17 protein-coding genes are annotated in these 24,230 nt (G+C 33.0%); 5 read left to right on the top strand and 12 right to left on the bottom strand.

Going from position 1 to position 24,230, the window contains the following annotated elements:
- Positions 1-120: 120 nt before the first annotated feature.
- Positions 121-1,251: a site-specific tyrosine recombinase/integron integrase gene (xerA, locus tag Q0829_RS27020; RefSeq protein WP_298549093.1), complete on the bottom strand. Its 1,131-nt coding sequence runs from the start codon at positions 1,249-1,251 to the stop codon at positions 121-123.
- Between the two features lie 130 nt (positions 1,252-1,381).
- Here xerA and Q0829_RS27015 point away from each other — a divergent pair, with 130 nt between their 5' ends.
- Positions 1,382-1,759, top strand: a complete 378-nt coding sequence (locus Q0829_RS27015) for a hypothetical protein (protein WP_298549092.1) — start codon at positions 1,382-1,384, stop codon at positions 1,757-1,759.
- A 138-nt stretch (positions 1,760-1,897) separates the two neighbouring features.
- Here Q0829_RS27015 and recG read toward each other — a convergent pair whose 3' ends face one another.
- Positions 1,898-4,000 carry an ATP-dependent DNA helicase RecG gene (gene recG, locus Q0829_RS27010; protein ID WP_298549091.1) on the bottom strand — a complete coding sequence of 701 codons (2,103 nt, stop codon included), beginning with the start codon at positions 3,998-4,000 and terminating at the stop codon, positions 1,898-1,900.
- 102 nt (positions 4,001-4,102) lie between these two features.
- Between recG and Q0829_RS27005 the strand changes: the two genes are divergently transcribed.
- From Q0829_RS27005 to Q0829_RS26995, 3 genes are read left to right on the top strand one after another with little or no spacing between them, the layout of a single operon-like run.
- Positions 4,103-6,223 (top strand): M1 family metallopeptidase, encoded by a 2,121-nt coding sequence (locus Q0829_RS27005; RefSeq protein ID WP_298549090.1) that lies wholly within the window; start codon positions 4,103-4,105, stop codon positions 6,221-6,223.
- 8 nt (positions 6,224-6,231) lie between these two features.
- Entirely contained in the window at positions 6,232-7,125 is an 894-nt protein-coding gene (locus Q0829_RS27000; protein WP_298549089.1) for a patatin-like phospholipase family protein, read from the top strand.
- Positions 7,126-7,128: 3 nt separating this feature from the next.
- Positions 7,129-8,052 (top strand): patatin-like phospholipase family protein, encoded by a 924-nt coding sequence (locus tag Q0829_RS26995; RefSeq protein WP_298549088.1) that lies wholly within the window; start codon positions 7,129-7,131, stop codon positions 8,050-8,052.
- A 93-nt stretch (positions 8,053-8,145) separates the two neighbouring features.
- Here the strand turns inward: Q0829_RS26995 and Q0829_RS26990 are convergent, their stop codons facing one another.
- The 10 genes from Q0829_RS26990 to Q0829_RS26945 form a co-directional block, all read right to left on the bottom strand.
- A complete protein-coding gene (locus Q0829_RS26990; RefSeq protein WP_298549087.1) occupies positions 8,146-10,944 on the bottom strand; it encodes a PKD domain-containing protein in 2,799 nt (932 codons plus the stop codon).
- 682 nt (positions 10,945-11,626) lie between these two features.
- Positions 11,627-12,151, bottom strand: coding sequence for a hypothetical protein (locus tag Q0829_RS26985; RefSeq protein WP_298549086.1), 525 nt, complete (start codon positions 12,149-12,151; stop codon positions 11,627-11,629).
- Between the two features lie 292 nt (positions 12,152-12,443).
- Complete coding sequence (locus Q0829_RS26980; RefSeq protein ID WP_298549085.1) at positions 12,444-13,337, bottom strand: alpha/beta hydrolase; 894 nt, start codon at positions 13,335-13,337, stop codon at positions 12,444-12,446.
- Positions 13,338-13,507: 170 nt separating this feature from the next.
- Complete coding sequence (locus Q0829_RS26975) at positions 13,508-14,428, bottom strand: helix-turn-helix domain-containing protein (RefSeq protein ID WP_298549084.1); 921 nt, start codon at positions 14,426-14,428, stop codon at positions 13,508-13,510.
- Between the two features lie 88 nt (positions 14,429-14,516).
- Positions 14,517-15,035 (bottom strand): hypothetical protein, encoded by a 519-nt coding sequence (locus Q0829_RS26970; protein WP_298549083.1) that lies wholly within the window; start codon positions 15,033-15,035, stop codon positions 14,517-14,519.
- A 13-nt stretch (positions 15,036-15,048) separates the two neighbouring features.
- On the bottom strand, positions 15,049-16,620 hold the full coding sequence (locus tag Q0829_RS26965) for an FMN-binding glutamate synthase family protein (RefSeq protein WP_298549082.1): 1,572 nt from the start codon (positions 16,618-16,620) through the stop codon (positions 15,049-15,051).
- Between the two features lie 11 nt (positions 16,621-16,631).
- The gene (locus Q0829_RS26960) at positions 16,632-17,915 is read right to left on the bottom strand and encodes an amidohydrolase (protein ID WP_298549081.1); all 1,284 of its coding nucleotides are present in this window, start codon (positions 17,913-17,915) and stop codon (positions 16,632-16,634) included.
- A 13-nt stretch (positions 17,916-17,928) separates the two neighbouring features.
- On the bottom strand, positions 17,929-18,465 hold the full coding sequence (locus tag Q0829_RS26955) for a DsrE family protein (protein ID WP_298549080.1): 537 nt from the start codon (positions 18,463-18,465) through the stop codon (positions 17,929-17,931).
- Between the two features lie 135 nt (positions 18,466-18,600).
- On the bottom strand, positions 18,601-20,979 hold the full coding sequence (locus Q0829_RS26950) for a PKD domain-containing protein (RefSeq protein WP_298549079.1): 2,379 nt from the start codon (positions 20,977-20,979) through the stop codon (positions 18,601-18,603).
- A gap of 189 nt (positions 20,980-21,168) precedes the next feature.
- Complete coding sequence (locus Q0829_RS26945; protein ID WP_118456764.1) at positions 21,169-21,456, bottom strand: hypothetical protein; 288 nt, start codon at positions 21,454-21,456, stop codon at positions 21,169-21,171.
- A 275-nt stretch (positions 21,457-21,731) separates the two neighbouring features.
- Here Q0829_RS26945 and Q0829_RS26940 point away from each other — a divergent pair, with 275 nt between their 5' ends.
- Entirely contained in the window at positions 21,732-24,062 is a 2,331-nt protein-coding gene (locus tag Q0829_RS26940; RefSeq protein WP_298549078.1) for an ATP-dependent helicase, read from the top strand.
- Positions 24,063-24,230: the final 168 nt, after the last annotated feature.

Genomic DNA, 24,230 nt, shown 5'->3' with positions numbered 1-24,230 from the left:
TTTTCCTATCTCGATAGCTATATAGTTTACCGCTTTGTCAAAATATAAATTCATTCTTCATTAGGGTTGCACATAACATGTGAATATGGGATACATGTCCTATATTTCCCATATATTTATTTACAAATCTAATGGATTTTTTATCTTACTAAAATTATTTGTTGCCACATGGGTATATAATTCTGTGGTTTTACTTGAACTATGGCCAAGTAATGCTTGTATATACCGCAAATCTGTTCCATTTTCTAGTAAATGTGTCGCGAATGAATGCCGTAACATATGAGGTGTAACTCTTTTGATGATTCCTGCTTTTCTAGAAGCTTTTGTAATGATAGCACCAACACTCTTTTCTGAATATCTATTACCTTTAGGACCTTCAAATAAAAGCTGTTTAGGCTTCCACTCCTTAAAATAGATTCTTAAATCAGCTAATGTGTTTTCAGACAATAAGGTATACCGATCTTTATTGCTTTTTGCGTTTTCTATTCGAATTAACATTCGCTTACTATCAATATCTTCAATTTTTAGATTTAGTAATTCACTTCTTCTTAATCCAGCAGAGTACAAAAGACTTACAATGCATCGATGTTTTATATTATTAGTATGGTTTATTATAGTAAGTATCTCTTCTCTAGATAACACTTTTGGTAGTTTTTGTTGTTTTCTTGGTCGTTCAATACTATAAAATCGATTAGGCATCTCCATCACTACTTCATAGTAGAACTTAATACTATTAATCGCTTGATTTATATAACTATTGGATTTGTTATCCCGAATTAATGATTGAAGATATTCTCGTATTTCGTCTTCGGATAATTGAATGATTTCTTTATCGGGATAGGTGTTTATGAATTTTTCGAATTGAGAAATATAGGTTTTACAGGTGTTAGCAGAGTATCGCTTAAGTTCAAGTTTTAACAGATATGCTTCTGGAACATACTTAAAAGAGTTTGTTTTTGTTCTACCTCTATACCAATTAATATCGACAACTTCATTCTCCCTAATTACTTTTTCCTTAAAAAAGAAATTACAATTGATCCAGGCAATACCTCTAAATTTTTCAAAAATCAAATCAAGATTCTTCTTGCTATTTGGTAAATAAACCATTCCAAATTGTTTACTCCACTTAGGATTCGGCAATTCTTTCACTAAAGCTTGAATCACTTTATCTGGATAGAATTGTAGACCGATCATTTTTTGTTGATCTATCAGAATATGTTTCAGCGTGATATGTTTGCTAATTTGTTTCATGTGTGCCAAAGATGTATCAATACTCAACCAATTACAATCAAAACCATCGAATTAAACGTTTATTAAACGTTTAATTCGATGAGCAGGTAACATTTATAAGAATAATGACACTATCTTAGAAAGATGTCTTATGAAACGAAATTGTAACTATTGTGATGAGAAGTTCGAAGGAAGAATTGGTAAAAAGTATTGCTCTTCTTATTGTAGATCGGCTTTTTATTATCAACAAAATAAGGATAAACAAGATACCCTTTTTAAAAAAATAGATAATCAATTAAAAAAGAACCGTAAAATACTAAAGGCCTATAACAAAGCCGGTTTAGTAACTGTGCGTAAAGAAAAACTAATAAAAGAAGGATTTAACCCCAAATATTTCACTCACTATTGGAAAAACAAGAAAGGACAAGTATACCTGTTCTGTTATGAATATGGTTTTCTGACTGTAAAAGAAAATCAAAAAGAAAAATATGTATTGATCCAATGGCAATTATATATGAATAAACCCTAAATACGTTAGGAATAAAAGCCCTTCGTCATGCTCAGGACAGGTTTCATCCTTTTTTAGTAAAGTACACTGAGGTTTTCGAATGACACTTTACTAAAAAAGATATAACTAGTAGCCTCTGTCTAAGGGAGCCCGGCAGCCCTAACTAATATAGTTCCAGATATTTTTGTGTTTAGCAAGTTGCTGATACGTAAATAGCAATACCTTATTCTTTTCCATTGATAAAGAAGGATCTTCTTTTAGAATTTTCATAGCATAATACCTCGCCGTTTTTAGGGTATCGTTATCACGTACAATATCTGCAATTTTTAGGTTAAGAACCCCACTTTGTTGGGTTCCCATAATATCACCTGGGCCACGTAATTTTAGATCTACTTCTGCTATTTCGAAACCATCGTTAGTGCTAACCATGGTTTCTAATCTGGTTTTACTATCTGATGATAGTTTATGACTGGTCATTAGGATACAAAAACTTTGTTCAGCGCCACGACCTACACGACCTCTTAACTGATGTAATTGCGATAATCCAAACCGTTCTGCACTCTCTATAATCATCACGCTGGCATTAGGTACATTAACACCCACTTCTATAACCGTAGTGGCGACCATAATATTAGTTTCGCCTTTTACAAAACGATCCATTTCATAATCCTTATCTGCTGGTTTCATTTTGCCATGTACTATGGATATCTGATAATCCGGAGTAGGGAAGGAGCGAGCAATACTTTCATAACCATCCATCAAATCTTTATAATCCAAAGCTTCAGATTCTTGTATAAGTGGATATACAATATAGATCTGCCTTCCTTTTTGGATTTCATCAGCTATGAATTTAAAAACTTTTAAACGATTACTATCATATCGATGTACCGTTTTAATAGATTTTCTTCCTGGTGGCAACTCATCAATCACTGAAATATCAAGATCCCCATATAAACTCATAGCTAATGTTCTTGGGATGGGCGTAGCAGTCATTACCAAAATGTGCGGTGGATATGTATTCTTATGCCAAAGCTTAGAACGTTGTGCTACTCCAAATCGATGCTGCTCATCAATAATAGCTAACCCTAGATTCTTAAACTTTACTTTATCTTCTAACACAGCGTGTGTGCCAATCAGAATATGTAATGTACCTTCTTCTAATTCTTGATGGATTAACCGACGTTCTTTGGTTTTAGAACTACCCATCAATAACTTCACATTAATATCTAAATCTTTAGTTAATTCTAAAATCCCTTGGTAATGCTGATTCGCCAAAATAGCGGTAGGAGCCATTAAACATGCCTGAAAACCATTATCTATGGCTATTAACATTGTCATCAATGCTACAATAGTTTTTCCTGATCCTACATCTCCTTGTAGTAATCGATTCATCTGCGCACTACTACCTATATCTTTTCGGATCTCTTTGATAACTCGTTTCTGAGCATTGGTTAACTCAAAAGGTAAATGATGGTTATAGAAATTAGTGAAATATGATCCGACTTCAGTAAACGGAAATCCTTTGATTTTATGTTTACGAATTAGTTTTTTGGTAATAAGTTGTAATTGAATATAGAAAAGTTCTTCAAACTTTAATCGATATTGCGCCTTGGCAAGTAATTCTTGATTTTTTGGAAAGTGAATATTAAGAATTGCTTCACTTTTATGAATCAGTTTTAATTCTGATCGTATTTCTTCCGAAAGTGTATCATAAAATCGTGCTTTAGTATCCAGAAATAATTGTTGCATCATTTTACTAATCACCCGATTAGTAATGCCCTTATTGGACAGCTTTTCTGTAGAAGGATATACAGGTTGCATGAGTACTTTCAGGTTTTTTTCATGTTCAGAAAGTAGTTCCATCTCTGGATGTGGCATACTAAAACCATTATAGTATTTAGTCTTACCAAAAATTACATAAGGGGTGTTTAGTTTTAGATTTTCTTTGATCCATTTATGACCTCTAAACCATACCAATTCTATTTCCCCTGTATCATCAATAAATTTGGCTACTAAACGTTTTCCTCGTTTTTGCTCGACCATTTTGATATTGATAATCTTACCAACCATTTGTACTTCTGCAGAAGTACGCTGTAGCTCATTAATTTTATAATAATTGGTTTTATCAATGTATCTATTCGGAAATAAGTTGACTAAATCCTGATAGGTATGAATACCTAATTCTGTACGTAACAAATCTGCACGAGAAGGGCCAACACCTTTTAGATAATCGATAGGAGTTTGTAAGATATTCGGATTCATTAGAGCGAAGATACTATTTATCACAAAAATGTTCAATGCTAAAGTTGTCACATTACCAGACTAAAATCGTTATTTTGGCAGAACATTTGATTATTGATTTGTATGCGATTTATTTTATATCTAATTATATGCTTTACTTCTTTTGCTATATCTGCTCAGCAGGCGGATTCCAGTTTACTCGAGAATAACAAAAAAGAACAGCCTTCAGTAGATTTTCTAACCGGAGAAGTGAATATTTTTCTGGAAGCTGGTTTTAAAAAGGTAGAAGGAAAGGTGACCTATGTTTTTAAGGTACTACAACCGACACAATCCATATCTATTGATGCTCAGAAAATGCAGATTATGAATGTCTTATTGGATGGTGTCAAAGCAGAAATGCAATATGATAACAAAAAGATACAAGTTACTTCTGATTTTCAATTAAATTCAGAACATAGTATCGAAATTCAATATATAGCAGTTCCTAAAAAAGCACTATATTTTCTTAAAGATTACGAAGGTAATGATCAGATCTGGACACAAGGACAAGGAAAGTATACCTCTAATTGGTTGCCGAGTTTTGATGATATGAATGAGAAAGTCGAGTTTGATATGACGATCAATTATGATGCAAATTATGAGGTGATAACAAATGGGAAACTTGTTAGCAAACAAACAGTGAATGATTCTATCCAGCAATGGCAATATGATATGCAACAACCTATGAGTAGTTATTTGCTGGCATTGGCAATAGGAAAATACGAAAAAGTAGTAGAAGACTCAGAAAGTGGTATTCCTTTAGAAATGTATTACTATCCAAAAGATAAAGATAAGTTTGAAGCTACTTATAAGCATAGTAAACGAATGTTTGATTTCCTCGAAAAAGAGATCGGATATGCATTTCCGTGGCAGAACTATAAACAGATTCCGGTAAAGGATTTTTTATATGCTGGCATGGAGAATACAGGGGCGACAATATTTTCTGATGCATTCGTAGTAGATAACATAGGATTTAATGACCGTAATTATATCAATGTAAATGCACACGAACTGGCACATCAATGGTTTGGAGATTTAGTTACTGAAACTGAAGGAAAACATCATTGGCTCCAAGAAGGGTTTGCTACCTATTATGCGTTACTGGCAGAGAAAGAAATTTTTGGAGAAGAATATTTTCAGTATAAATTATATGAAAGTGCAGAGCAACTTACAGAACAGGCAAAAGCTGCAAATGCCACTTCTTTACTAGATCCTAAAGCAAGTTCTCTTACGTTTTATCAACGAGGTGCGTGGGCCTTACATGCATTAAGAAATACAATAGGAGAGGCTAATTTTAGGCTTACCATTACTAATTATCTTGAAAAGCATAAATTTAGAAATGTAACCACTTCTGATTTTATTAATATAGCAGAAGAAGTAAGTGGTCAGAATTTAATTGAGTACCAGAAAATATGGTTAGAAGCTATTGAGTTTCCATCTCAGGAAGCATTGGATATATTAACAACTTCTTCATTTATCAAAAAATATTTAAGCCTGGCAAGCGAGCGAACACAACCCTTAGCAGGAAAGTGGGGGACATTGGCAACAGCTTTAGATTTTCCCATTAATGAATATATAGGACAAGAAGTTATCTATCAGTTAGATGGTGAAACGTCTCAAGAGGCTATCGCTTTATTTACCAAAGCTTTTGAAACAAATAATATATTTGTAAGACAAGCAATCGCTAATACTATGAGTAGTATTCCGAAAAGCTTGCAAAAACAATATGAGTCCTTGTTAGAAGATGAATCATATGCAACCATAGAACCTGCATTGTATCATTTATGGGCTAACTTTCCTACAGAAAGAAGTCAGTATTTAGAAAAGACTAAAGATATTATCGGGTTTCACGATAAGAATGTACGGATACTTTGGTTAGTTTTAGCACTTAGTACACCAGAATATCAAAAGGAAAAACATCAGCAGTTTTATACTGAATTATCAGGATATGCTTCTTCTGTTCATCATTTTAGTACTCGTGAGAATGCATTTACATATCTAGAAAGTCTTAAGGCTTTTTCTGATCAATCTCTCGTAGATCTGGTGGATGGTGCGGTACATCATAATTGGAGATTTCGAAACTTTTGTAGAAAAGTACTAGATAACTTATTGAAGGATCCTAAGATTCAAAAGAAATATGTAGATTTAAAAAATAATTTGCCAAAGAGGCAGCAAGATCTTTTAGAAAAGAAATTAACCCCATAAATAGAGATATGCGTGCATTAGTAATTTCCGGAGGAGGCAGTAAAGGAGCTTTTGCAGGAGGAGTTGCACAATATTTAATTCAGGATTTAGGTAGACATTATGATATGTTTATAGGAACCTCTACAGGAAGTCTTTTAGTATCTCATTTAGCTTTATCCAAGATAGAAGAAATAAAAAGTTTTTATACTTCAGTTAATCAATCTTCAATATTCAGAAACTGCCCCTTTATAATAAAAAAAAAGAGAGGCTATAATAGTATTAGCATCAATCATTTTAATGTCTTAAGTAACTTGGTTAGAGGTAGAAAATCCTTTGGAGATAGTAGAAACCTAAGAGAGCTTATTAAAAATGCTATTTCTAAAGAAGATTTTAAAATTTTACAATCTGGAACCAAAGATGTAATAATAACGGTAACTAATTTATCAACGAATGAAGTAGAGTATAAGTCTATTAAAGAATGTACTTATGAAGATTTCTGTGATTGGGTATGGATATCATGTAATTATCCTCCTTTTATGAGTTTAGTTCGTAAAAACTTTTGTGATTATGTAGATGGAGGACTGGGATCCATGGTTCCTATCGAAGAGGCGATAAAAAGAGGAGCCAAAGAAATAGATGTGATTGTATTAGAAACAGAAGTTAATTATCTCAATCGTATGCCAACAAAGAACCCATTTACCCTAATCACGAGTATGGTAGATTTTATGATGGATAAAATAGAACACCAGAATATTAGAATTGGTAAATTTGTAGCCTCACAAAAAGAGGTAGCCATGGATTTGTATTATACGCCTACGGTGCTAACTACAAATTCATTAATTTTTGAAAAAGAAAAAATGACACAATGGTGGACTAAAGGTTATGAGTTTGCCAAAAAGAAGAATACATCTAATAGACTATAATAAATGCGAGCATTAGTAATATCAGGAGGAGGAAGTAAAGGAGCTTATGCAGGAGGTGTAGCTCAATATTTAATGCAGGAAGAAGGAAGGGAGTATGATCTTTTTTTAGGCACATCTACAGGTAGTTTGTTGATACCCCAGTTAGCTTTAGGGAATATAGATAAAGTATATGATATTTATACAAACGTTAATCAGAATACTATTTTTAGTGTCAATCCCTTTAGAACTAGAAAAAAAGGAAATCGAGAATTTGTTTCTATTAACTTTTTTAATACTGTGATGCAATTTCTAAAACGTAAAAGAACTTTTGGAGAAAGTAAGAACCTACGAAAGAATATACGTAGAAATTTTTCTGAAATTGAATTCGAACTCGCTAAGAAAAAGGTTAAAGATATTGTCGTAACAGTTTCTAATTTAACAAAAAACACTACAGAGTATAAATCAATTAACGATTTTTCTTATGAAGATTTCTGTGATTGGATCTGGATTTCCTGTAATTATGTTCCTTTTATGAGTTTGGCAACCAAAAATGGTTGCGAATATGCGGATGGAGGTTTTGGGTCTATGGTTCCTATTAGAGAAGCAATTAAAAGAGGAGCTACAGAGGTAGATGCGGTCATTCTGGAATCCGAGAATATGGAACATAATAAGATATTAGGAAAGAATCCTTTTTCTTTAATGGTCAATCTTTTTAGTTTTATGTTTGATCAGGTAGAGGGACATGATACGGTAGTAGGCAAATTGGCTGCTAAGAATAAAGATGTAGTGCTCAATTTGTATTATACGCCATCTAAGCTAACAGAAAACTCACTGGTTTTTAATAAAAAATTGATGCGTAGTTGGTGGCAACAAGGTTTTGAGTATGCTGCCGAAAAAGCAAAACTTGCAGAAGAGAATAAGTTGAAAGATATTGATATGGCTGGGTAATTTTCTAGCTGTGTTTATAACATAAGTAGGCCATACTAAGTAAGTCAGAAACTTAGTATGACCGAATTAGAATAAGACTAATATATATTACGCTTAATTTACTGTTTTAATAAATCGATCCACCAATTTATTATTAATAAGTAAGAAATATAATCCTGAAGGAAGAGAACTAGTATCTAGGGTCTCAGGAATATCGGATCGATTAATGATGATTTGTCCTAAACTATTTACGATTTTTAGAGAATATTTTTCTTCTAATTTAGATATCCCATCGATATTTAATATTTCTCTCGTTGGGTTAGGGTATAGGGTGATTTGATTTTCTGGTGATTCAATATCGATAATAGATAACGACTGAATTTCAATATTCTCTGAGAACGTACTACATCCAACATCATTAAATACTTCTAAGGTATAAGTTCCTGTTTCTTCTGCCAAATAGCTAGAAGAGGTAGCACCTTCTATTGCTTGATTATCCAGATACCATTGATAGGATGTGTAATTTTCTACTGTAGAAATTTCATTTGTATCTGCATTTAGATTCATTGTTGGTGATGCCGGAGCATCTGAAATATTTACTTCTATTACAGCCCGTTCTGTAGTCTGACACCCACCTAAGGTCGAAATTTCCCAATTGTATAGATAATAATAAAATCCTTCTGGTGCTGTAGTGGCCGAACTTCTTTTTATATTAATCACATTCTCTATTGTATATGGATAGTTAATATTATCATTACTTCTGAAAAGATTAGCTTCTTCAAGAAAACCGATCTCTAAATCTGTTCCTGCAGGAATATTCATGTTAATATCAATGATATTTTCTCCATCAGGAATATTTATAGTTTTTGTTTCTAGTACAGTTCCAGTAGCATCAATAAGTTGTAATGTTCTGTTCCCAGATCCTTCTGCTACTACTTTTGCTTTTTTAAGGATAATAGGCTGATCTACATCAAAGACTAGATTAAACCCTCCTTGATGAATATCTCCAGAATTAGATAATATGTCTTGTATTCCTGTTACTGCAGATATAATAGGTTCAATAGTTCCTGCTACATAAAATGTTTGATCTTCAGTAAGATTAGAAACATCTAAGTTGGCACCTGTAGCAATAGCTGTAGTACTATCTACAGAATCATACCAGATATAACCAGAACTACCCGATGCAGTTATCGTAGTACTATCTCCAGGACATATAGATTGGTTCATGTTTTCTGGTAAGGTCGCAATATTAATCGTAATTAAATCTTCTTTGATATTAGTATCTTCTCCTATTGCATTAGTAGCTGTTAGTGAGATCGTATATGTGCCGTTTGCTGTATAGGTATGTGTAGGATTCAGATCTGTAGAAGTAGTTCCATCTCCAAAATCCCAAGAAACCGAAGTAATTGTATTGATAGACGTATTTAAAAAACGTACTTGATCACAATCTATAGATGCTTCGAAATTGGCAATAGGAGGCTGATTATTGTTTCCAGGAGTGTAGGATCCTGAGATTTCGTAAAAACCAACAGAGGAATAATCCGAATACCCATTAGAAACATTTCCTTCTCCAACACCATCGATTTCTATAAAATATGTTCCTCCGGCTAATGTAGTATTAATAGTAGCACTAAGGTTATTAGTTGGGTTAGCGATGGCAAGTTCTTCTCCTGTACCACTAATTATTCTGGCTTGAATATTTAGGTTTGGATAAAATGGATCTGGATCAATCTTAAAATCCACTTCGCCACCGGCTGTAATAAAAGAAAATAAATCTTTATCCTCTTTTGTAGAAATTAAAGCTTGATGTAATGAAGGGTTAATTGTTCCATCCGAGCTTACTTGTATAGGAGTAGCTTGTGTTATATCATCTGAGTGGTCATCTTCTTTATATCCAAAACCATTTCTATTACCTGATATGATTGCCATATCATCTTCTTGTGTAATGGCATTATCATATTCTCCTTTACTCCATTGTCCAATCGGTCTACTAGCACTCCATCCCATAATAGGACTCCAATCTCCGTGACCAGCATAATATTGATTTCCGGGTACACCATCGTGCGATAGCCCTAGGGTATGGCCAACTTCATGTGATCCTGTTTCTCCAGCTGATCTGGTTCCATTATTATATACCCAACAAGGATTATCTATATTGGTATTGGAGAAAGAATTGAGATATGCAACTCCTCCAGATCCAGGAGCTGCATCTGTGGTTGGTGTAAAAATACACATCATCCTTTGATTGATAGGAGTATTTTCGAAAGTAGCTCTATCGGTGGTTATATTAATATCAAAAGGTCTGAAATCTTCTGCCATAATTCTCCATATCTCTGTGATTTTAGCATCACTATATCCCGTTGGTTGCGCATTAATCGTTCCTCCATTAACCCACCAAGTGTCAGTAACTACTTCTCCATCAAAATCTAAATATACGGTATATGAAGATCCAGGAAGACTTGATAATAAAGGAGCTCTAGTCGATGCCTTACTTGTACTAACTTCTTTTGACGTTATCTTTTCGAAATCTATACAAAGGACTTTATGAATATCGATTTTTTGAATGAGAACAGCATTCACATCATCAGAGTAATATTTATAGGCTATTTTTTCTTTGTATAAAACGATATGACCAGAAATGATGTTATTTTGTTTTGTAATATGAAATGTAGCAGTATTATCATTATTGACACTTCCAATAATAGAGTACGTATCTGTATTACCTTCTTTTTTAGTAATTTTTCCTTCATAGAATATATCTTTTGAGACATTAAGTCTGATTATATCGGACTTTTTATTCCAAAATGTTTGAGTAAAGGTTTTTTCATTTCCTAATTTGTAAGGTTTTTGATTTTGCGAGATACCGTTATAAAAAATGAATAAAGCGAATGTCAAAATAAAATAAGGCTTCATAATCAAACTTTTTTGTAGGTTGTTTGTTGAAATTTGTAAAGGTTTCATGAGTTTGTGTGTGTGTTTACTTAAAAAGTTAAATGCATAATATGAATTATTAGAGCATACAAAATATTGGACACTAATTTGTCCATAATAAATACGCCTCACTTGCTATAGAAACGGGAGGTAAGATATCACCAATTCCAATCCAAAGACTGAAATTTAAATAGACGGTTCTGGAGCACATCTATTCGTGGTATTGTTTCATTGCATGTTAGGAGGATACAACTTGAATTAAAAAAGTTATATCTAAAATTAATAACACAAAATTCCTTTATTTATTATCAATTATATGAAAGCTTTTGGATTTTACATCATTATTCATACTGGTATAAAATAGTTAAAAACAAGATTCTTAAATAAAAAAACAATGTTCACGGGATGTTAACGGTGCTTTTTGATTCAATTTCTGTATAATGTGATTATATCTACGTAAGAGTATATTCACAAAGGAAATTAGTTTTTTAGGTGATTGGTATCACAATTTAGGATCAATAAACTATTTATAATGAGTATTGGATTATTAAAACAAATCCATCATTTCATTTTAATAAAATTCGTAAATAAAAAAGACTTAAATCGTATACCTGTAAAAGAGAACTATCTTCGATTAGAAATCTAATAGTGTTCAGATTTGTTTTTATTTCCGAATCTTGTCCAGCATCTTTCTTGCTCGTCCAGAAACAGACTTTCTTTCGTCTGATGTTAATCTTTCTAAATGCGGCACTATCCATTCTTCCAACTCAGTATCTTTTTTCGACCATTTTGTCAAAGTGTCCATTGTTTGGTTTAATACAATCCAATCGTTGTGATTTTCTAGATTGTTTTTCATTATTTTTTTAGCTTGCTCGATTTGTTTGTCGGTCATATCTTTTTCTAACATTCCGAACAACTGAGATAGCGTCCATTGTGTTGATGCTTGATCAATTTTAGCGATTTCGGTCAAAAATCGATCAATGTATGGAACGAGTATTGATTTTTTCTCTTTGCAAATACGTTTCATTGCATTTGAAACTCTCAATCGGACAATCTCATCATTACTAAAATAACAATTAAATAATTCACTGAAGAGTTCATTTATAGCTAAAACTTCCTCAACAATTTCTACGGTATTTCCTAATGAATTCGGATGTCCACCTTTTAGTCTGTCTTCAAAAATTTTCATTTGGTTACTTTTCATATATGTAATAACTTTTCAGTTTTTATTTCTCGAAATGGTACGTAAATTCAGATCTATAAGTCTAAGATAATAAATAAGTGTGTTATGTATAAGCTTTTTATCTTTGCAAAGCTATAAGAACCAATAGGTTATTGTTAGTAAGCAGTCTTATAAGAACAGTAGTGTTTAAGATTGCAATTACTTTTCTGATTACAATATACTTAATAATAGCAAAAACGACTCGAGTATACTCTCAAATCGTTATTGCTTTTTGTGATTAGTATTGAATATGATTTTTTTATTCAAATATTGAATTGTACCATGTAATTGCTTGATTAGCAGTTCTGTCTAAAACTTCTGGGTCATCGTAGTATTGAAGATGACCAGTTTCTCCTTCCCATTCTAATTTTTTCTTGGTTGCAGGTACTGCTTTAAACTGTCTTTTAGCAGCTTCAGGTAAAAAGCTATTATCACTATGAATCATCAGATATGGTTTTTCTAATTTTTGTGCTGCAGTTAAAGATTCGTATTCAAATAGTAATGCGTCACTCATTTTAGGATAATTGTTCACCCAAATTTCTCTATCAGACCATATGTGATACCAATCCCATACAAATTTCCCTGGCATTCCTACGTCCATTCTTACTTGGTCAACTGCTGGAACATTGATAACTTCTCCAGTTTGTTTATAAGTATTATGTGCTACTTTTCCAGATGCTATTCTTTCTTCTAGTGCTTCTTCTGTTCCCATCCATTGAATATCTCCTTCTCGGTCACGATAATGTCCTGCTACTGTAACTAATCCCTTGAATATGTCATCCTCTGATACAGCGCGTAACATTTCTGAACTTCCTTGGCATAAGGCAAATCCAACAATTTGTTGATCATTTACCATAGAAAGTGAAGCTAAAAATTTAGCGGCAGCTTTAGCGTCTTCTACTTTGGCAATAGGGTCTTCTAACTCCCTTGGTAGACCAGCACTTTCTCCACGGTAACGTGGGTCAAAAGCTAATGCAATGTAACCTCTTTCGGCGAACCTTTTGGCATATTCGGTTGGTGCTTGTTCTTTGGCATAAGTCATTGGTCCTAATATTGGTATTGCTGGATATTTTTTTCCATCCTGATAGTTTTTTGGTAAATAAAGGTCACCTACGAGATCTAAACCTCCACTTTTAAATGTTACTTTTTTCATAATATAATTTTTAGATGTTTGTGAATTTGTTTGTTGTGCACTTAGTACGATTGTAAAAAGAGTTATTAAGCTGATTATTAAATTCTTCATATCATTTGTTTTTTGTTGATACAAAGATGCAGACAACTAGAGCGCACTTATTTATGAAAACAAATCAAGAAGTATGAATTTCAAATATGAATTGATTTGCGATATTTTCCAGGAGTGTATTGAGTATGTTTTTTGAAGAAATTGTTAAAGTTATTAGGAGAGTCAAACTGCAATAGGTAAGCAACTTCTTTTACACTTAACTTAGTCTGAGTTAAGTAAGATTTTGCCAAATGCAATAAATGTTTATGGATATATTGTAATGCGGTAATACCTAAATTATTCTTTACAATAGAATTTAAATAGTTAGGATGGATATTTAATATATCAGCGTAAAAACTTGGTGAGTGCAAATTTTTAGAATAATCCCAATCATTATTTTCTCTAAAATGAAACTCTATTAATTCTTGATAACGACTTAATAATTTCAAATCAGCAGTTTTAATAATCTGATTGGCTTTTTCTTCAGAGGTTTCTTTATTAAAATATCTTTTAATGTGGTTTAAGAGTAAAAGAACATATGTACTAATGAAATCAAATTTGTCAGGATTGTCGCTAAGATATTCTTCATTGATCTTTTGATAAATGTTTAGGAGAGTTTTTGTTTCCTCTTCGCTTACCTGAAAGGGAATGGCTTTGTCAATCTTTAAGAAAGGGAATACTTCTAAGAAGTTCTTGAAAATATGAGATTGAGCGATAAAGTCTCTAGTCATTAAAACGTAATAGCCTTCCCAATTTGGGGCAATATCCCAAGATAATATCTGAAAAGGAGAATTAAAAAAAACAACCGAACCATCTGGGAAATCAGAATAATGACTGGATAATGCTTTGCCATCTCCATTCATTTTTAATGCTATAGCATAAAATGCATGTCTAAAAGGTGGCATTTTATGAACAACAGTAGGCATGTTCTCTTGAAAACTTCTTACAACAAAATGCTCATATCTAGCAGGAGGTATTCTAGTTACTTCTGAGTATTCTTTTATTGTTTTAAAGTTTTTCATTTTTCACTTATAATAGACAACAATTGAATAAATCATAAAAGCTAATTACTTACTTCTTATCTTTTTCAATTATAAACTTATGAAGCTACTAAAACAAGTCTGCTACTTCACCTTTGATAGCAGCCAAGGCTGTATCACTTGGTGAGCCTTTTTCTACAATTGTGGTCAGAATCATTTCTCTCATTTTATCTGCAGAATCAACGTCTTCTTTTAGAACTGTTTTACGAATCAATGCAATAGTCCCATTTTTGGCAGCTTTTACAATATTCCAACATTCATCAGAGATATAAATCTGTTGCGTAAGATTATGATCAAACTCTTGTTCGATAGTATTCACAAGTAAAGCTTCGTAACTTTTTTTATCATCTGCTAGAGGAGGAGTCCTAAGCAGTAATTTGCCCGGAGAAATTCGCTCTAGAAACAATGCCATACGTTCATATGCTTGCAATCTTAATGGTAGTGATTGTTTTTGATTTTCTTGATGCAAAAGGAACCTTCGTCTTTTTTCCTCATTATCAGTATGTGTCTTAAAATAATACAAAGCTAATAAGGTGATAAAAAGCGATGGTATTAATGAGATTAATAATGGTATGATTTCTAGATTCATGTATATTGATTTATTATTTATCAGTTTTTTTATAGTGTCCTCCCAGATATGAACAATCTTTTAGATCTTGCGCACAAGTATATGTTACCGGGGTTTTAGTATATTTAAATGAATCTTCCAGCGTTTTAGTTAGTTCACCATCGTCGACATTAACGTCTATATCTTTCATAGTAAACTGACATGGATGTTCATATCCGGCTGCATGAGTGATTTCTATAAGCTCTTTTCTAAAAGATTTAAAATATTGAGCCAATCTATCAGATTTAAGAGGAACGTTTATTCCTTTTTGTAGCCATTTACTTTGGGTAGCTATACCACTTGGGCATCTATTGGTATGGCATATTTGAGCCTGGATACAACCGATACTCATCATAGCTTCTCTAGCTACATTAATACAATCTACTCCCATGGCAAATGCCATAGCAGCTTTTGCAGGAAATCCTAATTTTCCACTACCTATAAATACAACTCGATCCGTAAGATTATGTTTCTGGAATATTTTATAGATCGCAGTAAATCCATAAATCCAAGGTAATGATACATGATCAGCAAAACTTGGTGGAGCAGCTCCTGTACCACCTTCACCACCGTCAATTGCTATAAAATCAGGACCTCGATTAGATTTAACCATCAATTCTGCTAATAATTCCCATTGTTCCGTTTTACCAATAGCGGCTTTTATACCAACAGGTAATCCGGTTTCTGATGCAATATCTTCAATAAGTTGTAATAACCCAGGAACATCGGTAAAGGCTTTATGCGACGATGGAGATAATACATCTTTTCCAATTTCTACACCTCTAATTTCTGCAATTTCACTGGTGATTTTAGCGCCTGGTAGTACGCCACCTTTTCCTGGTTTTGCACCTTGAGAGAGTTTAATTTCGATCGCTCTGATAAATGGATTTTTTTCAACTAATGCTTTCATTTTTTCCATAGAAAAATTACCATCTTCAGTACGTACACCAAAATATCCGGTACCAAAATGGAATATAACATCACCACCATTACTATGATATGGTGATAATCCGCCTTCTCCTGTATTATGATAAGCGTCTGCTTTTTTTACTCCGATATTCAAAGAATCTACCGCACGAGCAGAAAGAGAACCAAAACTCATGGCAGATATATTGATGGCAGATGCTGGACGATACGGTCTTTTACGTTTATTATATTCGCCCATTACTTTTGCACATGGTAAAAAAGTTTTATCAAGCTTATTAGGATGATTGGTATCCATTTGGAAAGGAATCATACAGTTTTTTACAAAAATATGCTGGTGTGCATAGATGTCTCTATCAGTTCCGAATCCTTCATAGTTATTTTCATTCTTAGAAGAAGCATATACCCATCCTCTTTCAATTCTATTAAATGGAAGTTCTTCTCTATTGTTTGCAACAAAATATTGTCTCATTTCAGGCCCAATACTCTCCAAAAGATATCGTAGATGTCCAACAATAGGAAAATTATGACTGATTGTATGTTTATTATTGAAGAATATATCTCTTATAGCCACTAAAGCCAGTGCGATTAAAATCCAAATCCACCAAGAGATTGAACCTAAGAAATTTAAGACAGTATCCATTATAAATTGTATTATTGAGCGTTTAAATAGTCTAAAGCTAATTGAGACATCACTTTTACACCTAGTACTAAACCACTTTCATCAATATAAAAATCTGGTGTATGATGTGAAGCAGCTTTTTCGGTATTTGGTGATTTTCCGCCTAAAAAGAAATAAAATCCCGGGACTACTTCCTGAAAATACGAAAAATCTTCACCACCTGTAGTAGCTTTAGATAAAACTACATTTTCTTTTCCGGCGATTTCCTGAATAGTTGGTAACATTTGTTTTACCAATGTAGGGTCGTTATAGGTAATAGAAGTATTATTTTGAAATTTTATAGTTGCTTCTCCACCATATGCCTTGGCAATTGCAGGAACCATTTCGTTCATGCGGCGGATAATCATTTCGCGCATTTTTGGATCCAGAGTTCTCACTGTTCCAATCATTTCCGCACTTTCTGGAATGATATTGAATCGAACTCCGCTGGTGATTTTTCCAACGGTGATTACTGCTGCTTCATCTACCAAAGGTGATTCTCGACTAATAATAGTTTGCAAACCATCAATTATTTTTGCTGATATTAAAATAGGATCAACACCAGTCCAAGGAGCGGATCCGTGAGTTTGTTTTCCTTTTACGTCGATTACAAAACGCTCTACAGCTGCCATAGTGCCACCTGGTTTATAGCGTATCATACCTACTGGAGTTCCAGAATTGATATGTAACCCAAAAATTGCATCAACATCAGGGTTTTTAAGGACCCCTTCTTTAATCATCAATTTTGCTCCACCTTCTTCTCCAGGAGGTGGTCCTTCTTCTGCTGGTTGAAAAATAAACTTAACTGTACCAGATATTTTTTCTTTATTCTTACTTAAAACTTCTGCAACTCCCATCAGGATTGCGGTATGTGTATCGTGTCCACAGGCATGACTAACTCCAACTTCTGAACCAAGAAAAGTAGTTTTAACGGTAGACTTAAAAGGGACATCAGCTCTTTCAGTAACCGGAAGTGCATCAATATCTGCTCTCAAAGCCACTACTTTTCCTTCTTTACCACCTTTTAGAATCCCTACAACTCCAGTTTTAGCTACATTTTCTGTTACTTCAAAACCAAGATCTTTAAGATGTTTTGCAATTTTCTTAGCAGTTTCGAATTCACGATTAGAGAGTTCCGGATTTTGATGAAAATCTCTTCGCCATTCAATTACCTTACTTTCTATATTTTCTGACATTGACTTTACATCCGGATCTATTTTTTGGGCTTGTAAAATTGAACATACTAAAAGAAAAGCGATTAATATATTGTTTTTCATAGGGTGAGTTACGTTAAAAATTAATGAGTTTGTAGTTTTCGTTTTGTAATTGCACTAAAGCAGTCATAGCTGATAATGCAAACTTGATATTAGGATGAACATCAGACTTAGAGATATTTCTATATGCAGCTGTTTGTCCGCACAAAATAATCTGAACTCCTTTTTCGGTAAGCGCTGATATTAAAAGATTATTTGGGTTGTCCAGACCGAACTTTGTTTTATAGTTTTTGTTGTTCAAAACATCATTAGCAGCACTGCCATGAATAACTAATGCCACTTTTAGGTTCTCTAATGAAACTCCCGCATCCGCATGCATATTAAGATATCTGGCTGCAGTGTTTATAAGTGGATTAATCTTAGTACTATCTCCAAAAGATCGTCCAACATCAAATACAGCCTTTAATTCACTCGCTGTATTTGTTTTAAAGTCTGGACTTTCTACTTCATATGTCTTACCGAATTGAGTAATAACAGTTCCTGGTTTGGATTCTTTTTGACAAAAAAGTATTCCTGGTAGTATCGCGAGGAGAATTAAAAATGTGTGTTTCAATCTTAATTTTTTTGGTTTCTAAAGATATTCAAAAATCTATTACAGGAAAGTTAAAATATACTTTAGATCTTAGTCTAAATAAAAAAAGCATATTTCTTACTAAAGAAATATGCTTTTGAAATGTTTTAAAAGAACTTATAGTTTGACAAATTTGCCAACAGATTTATTGTTTATTAGAATAACATAAAGTCCACTAGATAATTTAGTTAAGTCTATCTCAGGTTCTATAACAGAATTAACAACTACTTGTCCAGAAGTATTTACTATTCTTATATCATTTTCGTTTATAGTAAGTCCATCAATATTTAGTATATCTCTAGTTGGGTTAGGGTAGAACTTAAAAATACTGGTTCCTTGACTTAAATTAAGTTGGGATAAATCAACAGAAAATACCGAAGAAACGGCATTACATCCTGTTTCATTAAAAACTTCGACACTATAATTTCCTATTTGATCTGGTATATATTGAGAATCATTAGCGCCAGTAATTGGTGTTTCATTAAAGTACCATTGATATGCTGCATATGTGGCATCCGTTGTAAGATTTTTAGTATCGGGAATTATTATTGTAGGAGGTTGTGGATTTTCTTCTACCACAATATTGATTGCTGTTCTTGTGGTTGTTGTACAATTATCAAAAGAGCCTGCTACATAATATGTCTGACTAGATTGTAGTGCTGGTGCTTCAAAAGTATCTCCTGTGTATAATAAAGTTCCACCTGTGGGGGCGTTATACCACCTAAATTCACTGTTTCCCGTAACAGTTAACGATGTAGATTCTCCGATACAAATATTTTGATCTGTCCCGACAGGCTGTTGGGGAATATTGATGGTAATAAAATCATCACGTTGTCTGGTATCTTCTCCAGCACTATTAGAAGTGGTAAGGGTAATACTATAAGTCCCACTGTTAGCATATGTATGTGTTGGATTTTGTTCTGTCGAGGTGATTCCGTCTCCAAAATCCCATAAATAAGCATTTACATTATTGATAGTTGTACTATTAAAATTTACCGTAGCGCAATTAGTAGCTGCTTCAAAATTTGCTATAGGAGGTTGGTTGTTATCACCGGGAATATACTTACCAGAAATATAATAATTACCTATTGATGAGTAATCAGAATATCCATTACTTAGATTTCCTTCTCCAACACCATCAATTTCTATAAAGTAAGTTCCAAAACTGAGATCTAAATCAAAACCAGCATTGAGTCCGGAAGGATCAGAAATAGCAATTTCTTCACCAATCCCATTTAGGATTCTAGCTTGTATATTAAGATTAGGATGATCTGGACTAGGATTAAAATTAAAAGATACATTACCCGTTTCAATTACAAATGAAAACACGTCTTTATCATCACGATTATGTATAAAACCAAAGTTTTGATCTGCACTCACATTTCCATCGGTATCTACTAATATTGGAGTAGCATCTGTAATAACATCTTTATGATCATCTTCTCTAAAACCAACACCATTTTGGGATCCGGCAATAATTTCTATATCATCTTCTTGCTCAGAAGCATTATCATATTCTCCTTTACTCCAATGTCCAAGAGGTTTACTGGCACTCCACCCCATAATTGGCGACCATTCTCCATGACCTCTATAATATATTTCACCAGGTCTACCATCGTGACTTAGTCTTAGTGTATGCCCTACTTCGTGAGATCCAGTCTCTCCAGCTGCTCTTGTACCTAAGTTGTATACCCAGCAAGGATTATCTGTTCTGGTAGAAGAAAAAGAACCTAAATAAGCAACACCACCTGCGGTAGGTGCTGCATCTTTGGTAGGAGTAAATATGCACATCATTCTACGATTCTGAGGAGCAGCATCATACAAATCTCTTCGTGTAGTTACGTTTAAGTTAAAAGCTCTAAAATCTTCAGCCATTATTTTCCAAACATCTATGATTTTTTGATCAGAAAAATTTGGTGATTGTGCATTAATGGTACCACCGCCAACCCAACTCGTGCCGGATACAACTTCTCCATCAAAATCTAAGTAGATAATTCCTGGTGCTCCGGGAAGACTTTCTAATTGAGGAGCCATTTTAGAATACGTATCGGTTATATTTTTGTCATTTTCCTCTTCAGTTTTTTCAAAATCAATACAAACTAAAGAGTTAATGTCAACTTCTTTAATGTATACTTTTCCCAGATCATTTGTGAAAATTTTATAACCCGTCTTTTCGTTTCTAAGTACTAAAGTTCCTTCTACTTGATTTTTGATTTTGAATAAAGTAAAAGTGGATAGTTTTTCATTGTTTATATTACCAATAAAGGTGGTTATATTGTTTGCGACTTTTTCTACCTTAACATGTAATGAAAGTGAAGTGTTCTTTTTAGATAGATTTAGAAATAACTCTTTAGACTTATTAATAGTAAGGTTCTTGATAAAATTATCTGAATTCTCGGCTATTAATTGTGCCTTGGTATCCTGTGCTTGTATAGCTATAGTATTTATAAAAAACAGGAGGAGTAAAACGAAATTTTTGTAGTAGATCTTGATCATTTTGGATTTTTTGGGTAAAATCAGTTCTTAAATAGGTTTATTGTTCTGAATAACATTGATTTAAATATATGTCAATCATTCCTTAACACCATAAAAATTGGTTTATTGTGTTAAAGACTTTCAAATAAAAACTCTCAATACATCATTAAGAAAATATTGAGAGCTTTCAGAGCAATAACACTTAAATTTTTATGAGATACTTATAATTCTTTCTAATGGGATAATAGTAGATTGTTTAAGGATTACTTCTTTATCTGTAATTCCCCAGATAGTAGTTTCTACTTTTTTTAGTCCTTTATTATCAACAAATACAATTTTTACTTTATGCCTTTCTAAGTTACCAAGAGATAATGCTCTTTGTAATTCTAAAATTCGATCAATTTGATCTTTTCTTTTATTGAGGACATCTTCTTTTGGGAAGGTTAGAAATTTGATTTGTTCTTTTTCGATAGGCTGAACGTTTAGATTTGGGGACATAAGAAAAAAATTAGGTTAAATTTTTGGGTTAAAATAATTTCTTTAATATCATAAAGATTTTTAAATATATGCTTTTTGTCTTAAAAAACTGCATTTAAACGATGTTTTTTCAAAAAAAGATATTAACAACGTAAGAAATAATATCAAGCAAGAGAACTCTTTACTTGAAACCTGATTGATAAAAACGTTAATGATTTGTTTATAAGTATCAGTAATATTAGTTCAATAAAATGGATAGTTTACTTAAATTTCGAAGCTTATAAAACACTGAAAACTTGGAAGAATATTTAGCTGGATTAAATGATGCGCAACGAGCTCCTGTATTGCAGAAAGATGGTCCTATGATCGTAATTGCAGGTGCTGGTTCTGGAAAAACAAGGGTACTTACTTTTAGGATTGCTTATCTGATGAATCAAGGAGTTGATTCATTTAATATTTTATCATTAACGTTTACCAATAAAGCAGCGCGAGAAATGAAAAAGCGTATTGCTGATATTGTAGGTGCTAGTGAAGCAAAAAATCTGTGGATGGGAACGTTCCATTCTATTTTTGCTAAAATCCTAAGAATAGAATCTGATAAATTAGGATATCCTTCTAATTTTACTATATATGATACACAAGATTCTCAACGATTAATTTCTTCTGTAATCAAAGAAATGGGATTGGATAAGGATATCTATAAGTATAAGCAGGTTCAATCGCGTATTTCTTCTTATAAGAATAGCTTAATCACTGTAAAAGCATATTTTCAAAATGCTGAATTAGTGGAAGCGGATGCAATGGCAAAAAGACCACGTATGGGTGAAATCTATCAGCATTATGTAGATCGCTGTTTTAAGGCCGGAGCAATGGATTTTGATGATTTATTACTTAAAACTAATGAGTTGTTGAATCGCTTTCCGGATGTATTGGCTAAATACCAAAATCGCTTTAGATATATTTTAGTAGATGAGTACCAAGATACAAATCACTCACAATATCTGATTGTAAAAGCATTATCAGATAAATTTCAAAATATTTGTGTGGTAGGGGATGATGCGCAAAGTATTTATGCTTTTCGTGGGGCGAATATTAATAACATTCTTAATTTCCAGAGAGATTATGATAATGTACAACAATATCGATTAGAACAAAACTATCGATCTACTAAAAACATTGTAGAAGCTGCTAATTCTATTATAGATAAAAATAAAACAAAGCTTGATAAAGTAGTTTGGACAGCTAATGATCCTGGTCCTAAAATTTTCGTGAATCGATTGCTCACAGATGGTGATGAAGGTCGGTATGTAGCGAGTTCTATTTTTGAGAATCAAATGCAGCATCAGTTGACTAATGGTCAGTTTGCAATTCTGTATAGAACAAATGCACAGTCTCGTGCAATGGAAGATGCCCTCCGGAAAAGAGATATAAAATATAGGATTTATGGAGGACTGTCTTTCTATCAAAGAAAAGAAATAAAGGATGTCTTAGCATATCTTAGATTAATCATCAACCCAAAAGATGAAGAAGCACTAAAACGGGTTATTAATTATCCTGCTCGAGGAATTGGTAGTACTACCGTAGATAAGTTAGTGGTAGCTGCTAATCATTATGATCGATCTATTTTCGAAATTATTGAAAATCTGGATCGAATTAATCTAAAGATTAATAGCGGAACAAAAACCAGGTTGGAAAACTTCATGAATATGATCAAAAGTTTTCAAGTTACCAATCAGACCTCTGATGCTTTTGTATTATCAGAAATGGTAGCTAAAAATACAGGGTTGCTTCAAGAGCTTAAGAAAGATGGGACACCAGAAGGAATTGCTCGTATTGAAAACATAGAAGAGTTATTGAATGGTATTCGAGACTTTGTAGAAGAACAAAAAGAGTTGGCTGATGAGACAGGATCACTTGCAGAATTTCTAGAAGATGTGGCATTGGCAACTGACTTGGATCAAGATACTGGTGATGATGATAGAGTAGCTTTAATGACGATACATTTAGCAAAAGGGCTGGAGTTTCCTTATGTTTATATAGTCGGTATGGAGGAAGATTTGTTTCCATCCGGAATGAGTATGAATACCAGATCAGAGCTAGAAGAGGAGCGAAGGTTATTTTATGTAGCATTAACCAGAGCAGAGAAACAAGCCTATCTAACCTATACACAATCTCGTTATCGATGGGGCAAGCTAGTAGATGCCGAACCTAGTCGGTTTATAGAAGAAATTGATCCTCAATATTTAGAATATATTACTCCAATTGATACTTATCGTTATAAACCATTGGTAGATACTGATATTTTTGGAGACGTTGATAAAAGTAAATTAAGACTTAAAAAACCAATATCAGGATCGCCACCAGTCTCTCATAAACCATCCGAGGAACAATTACGTAAGCTGCGTAAACTAAGACCTATGTCTAATGGTGATTCGAATGCTCCCAAAACTAATCTTTTTGATGGAGATCTGGTACCTGGAACTATTGTAGAACATATGCGTTTTGGGAAAGGGAAAATTCTACAATTAGAAGGAGTAGGTCAGGATAAAAAAGCCGAGATTAATTTTGAAAACGGTGGAATTAAAAAGCTATTACTAAGATTTGCTAAATTGAAAGTGATCGGTTAATATTTATTCAATATTTTATGTGTTCTATTGTTTATCGTTAACGATGTCTGTTTTCATGGCTATTCGATTAGTATAATTATTAAAATAGGTTTTAGAATATGCTAATTATAAACTCCTAATTTGATTGATCATTTAAAAACTTATAATATTCTTTAAAGGAATGTAAAA

It is taken from the genome of uncultured Aquimarina sp. (assembly GCF_947492405.1).
Taxonomy (GTDB): Bacteria; Bacteroidota; Bacteroidia; order Flavobacteriales; family Flavobacteriaceae; genus Aquimarina.
This window is presented reverse-complemented; position numbering and strand designations above follow the sequence as displayed.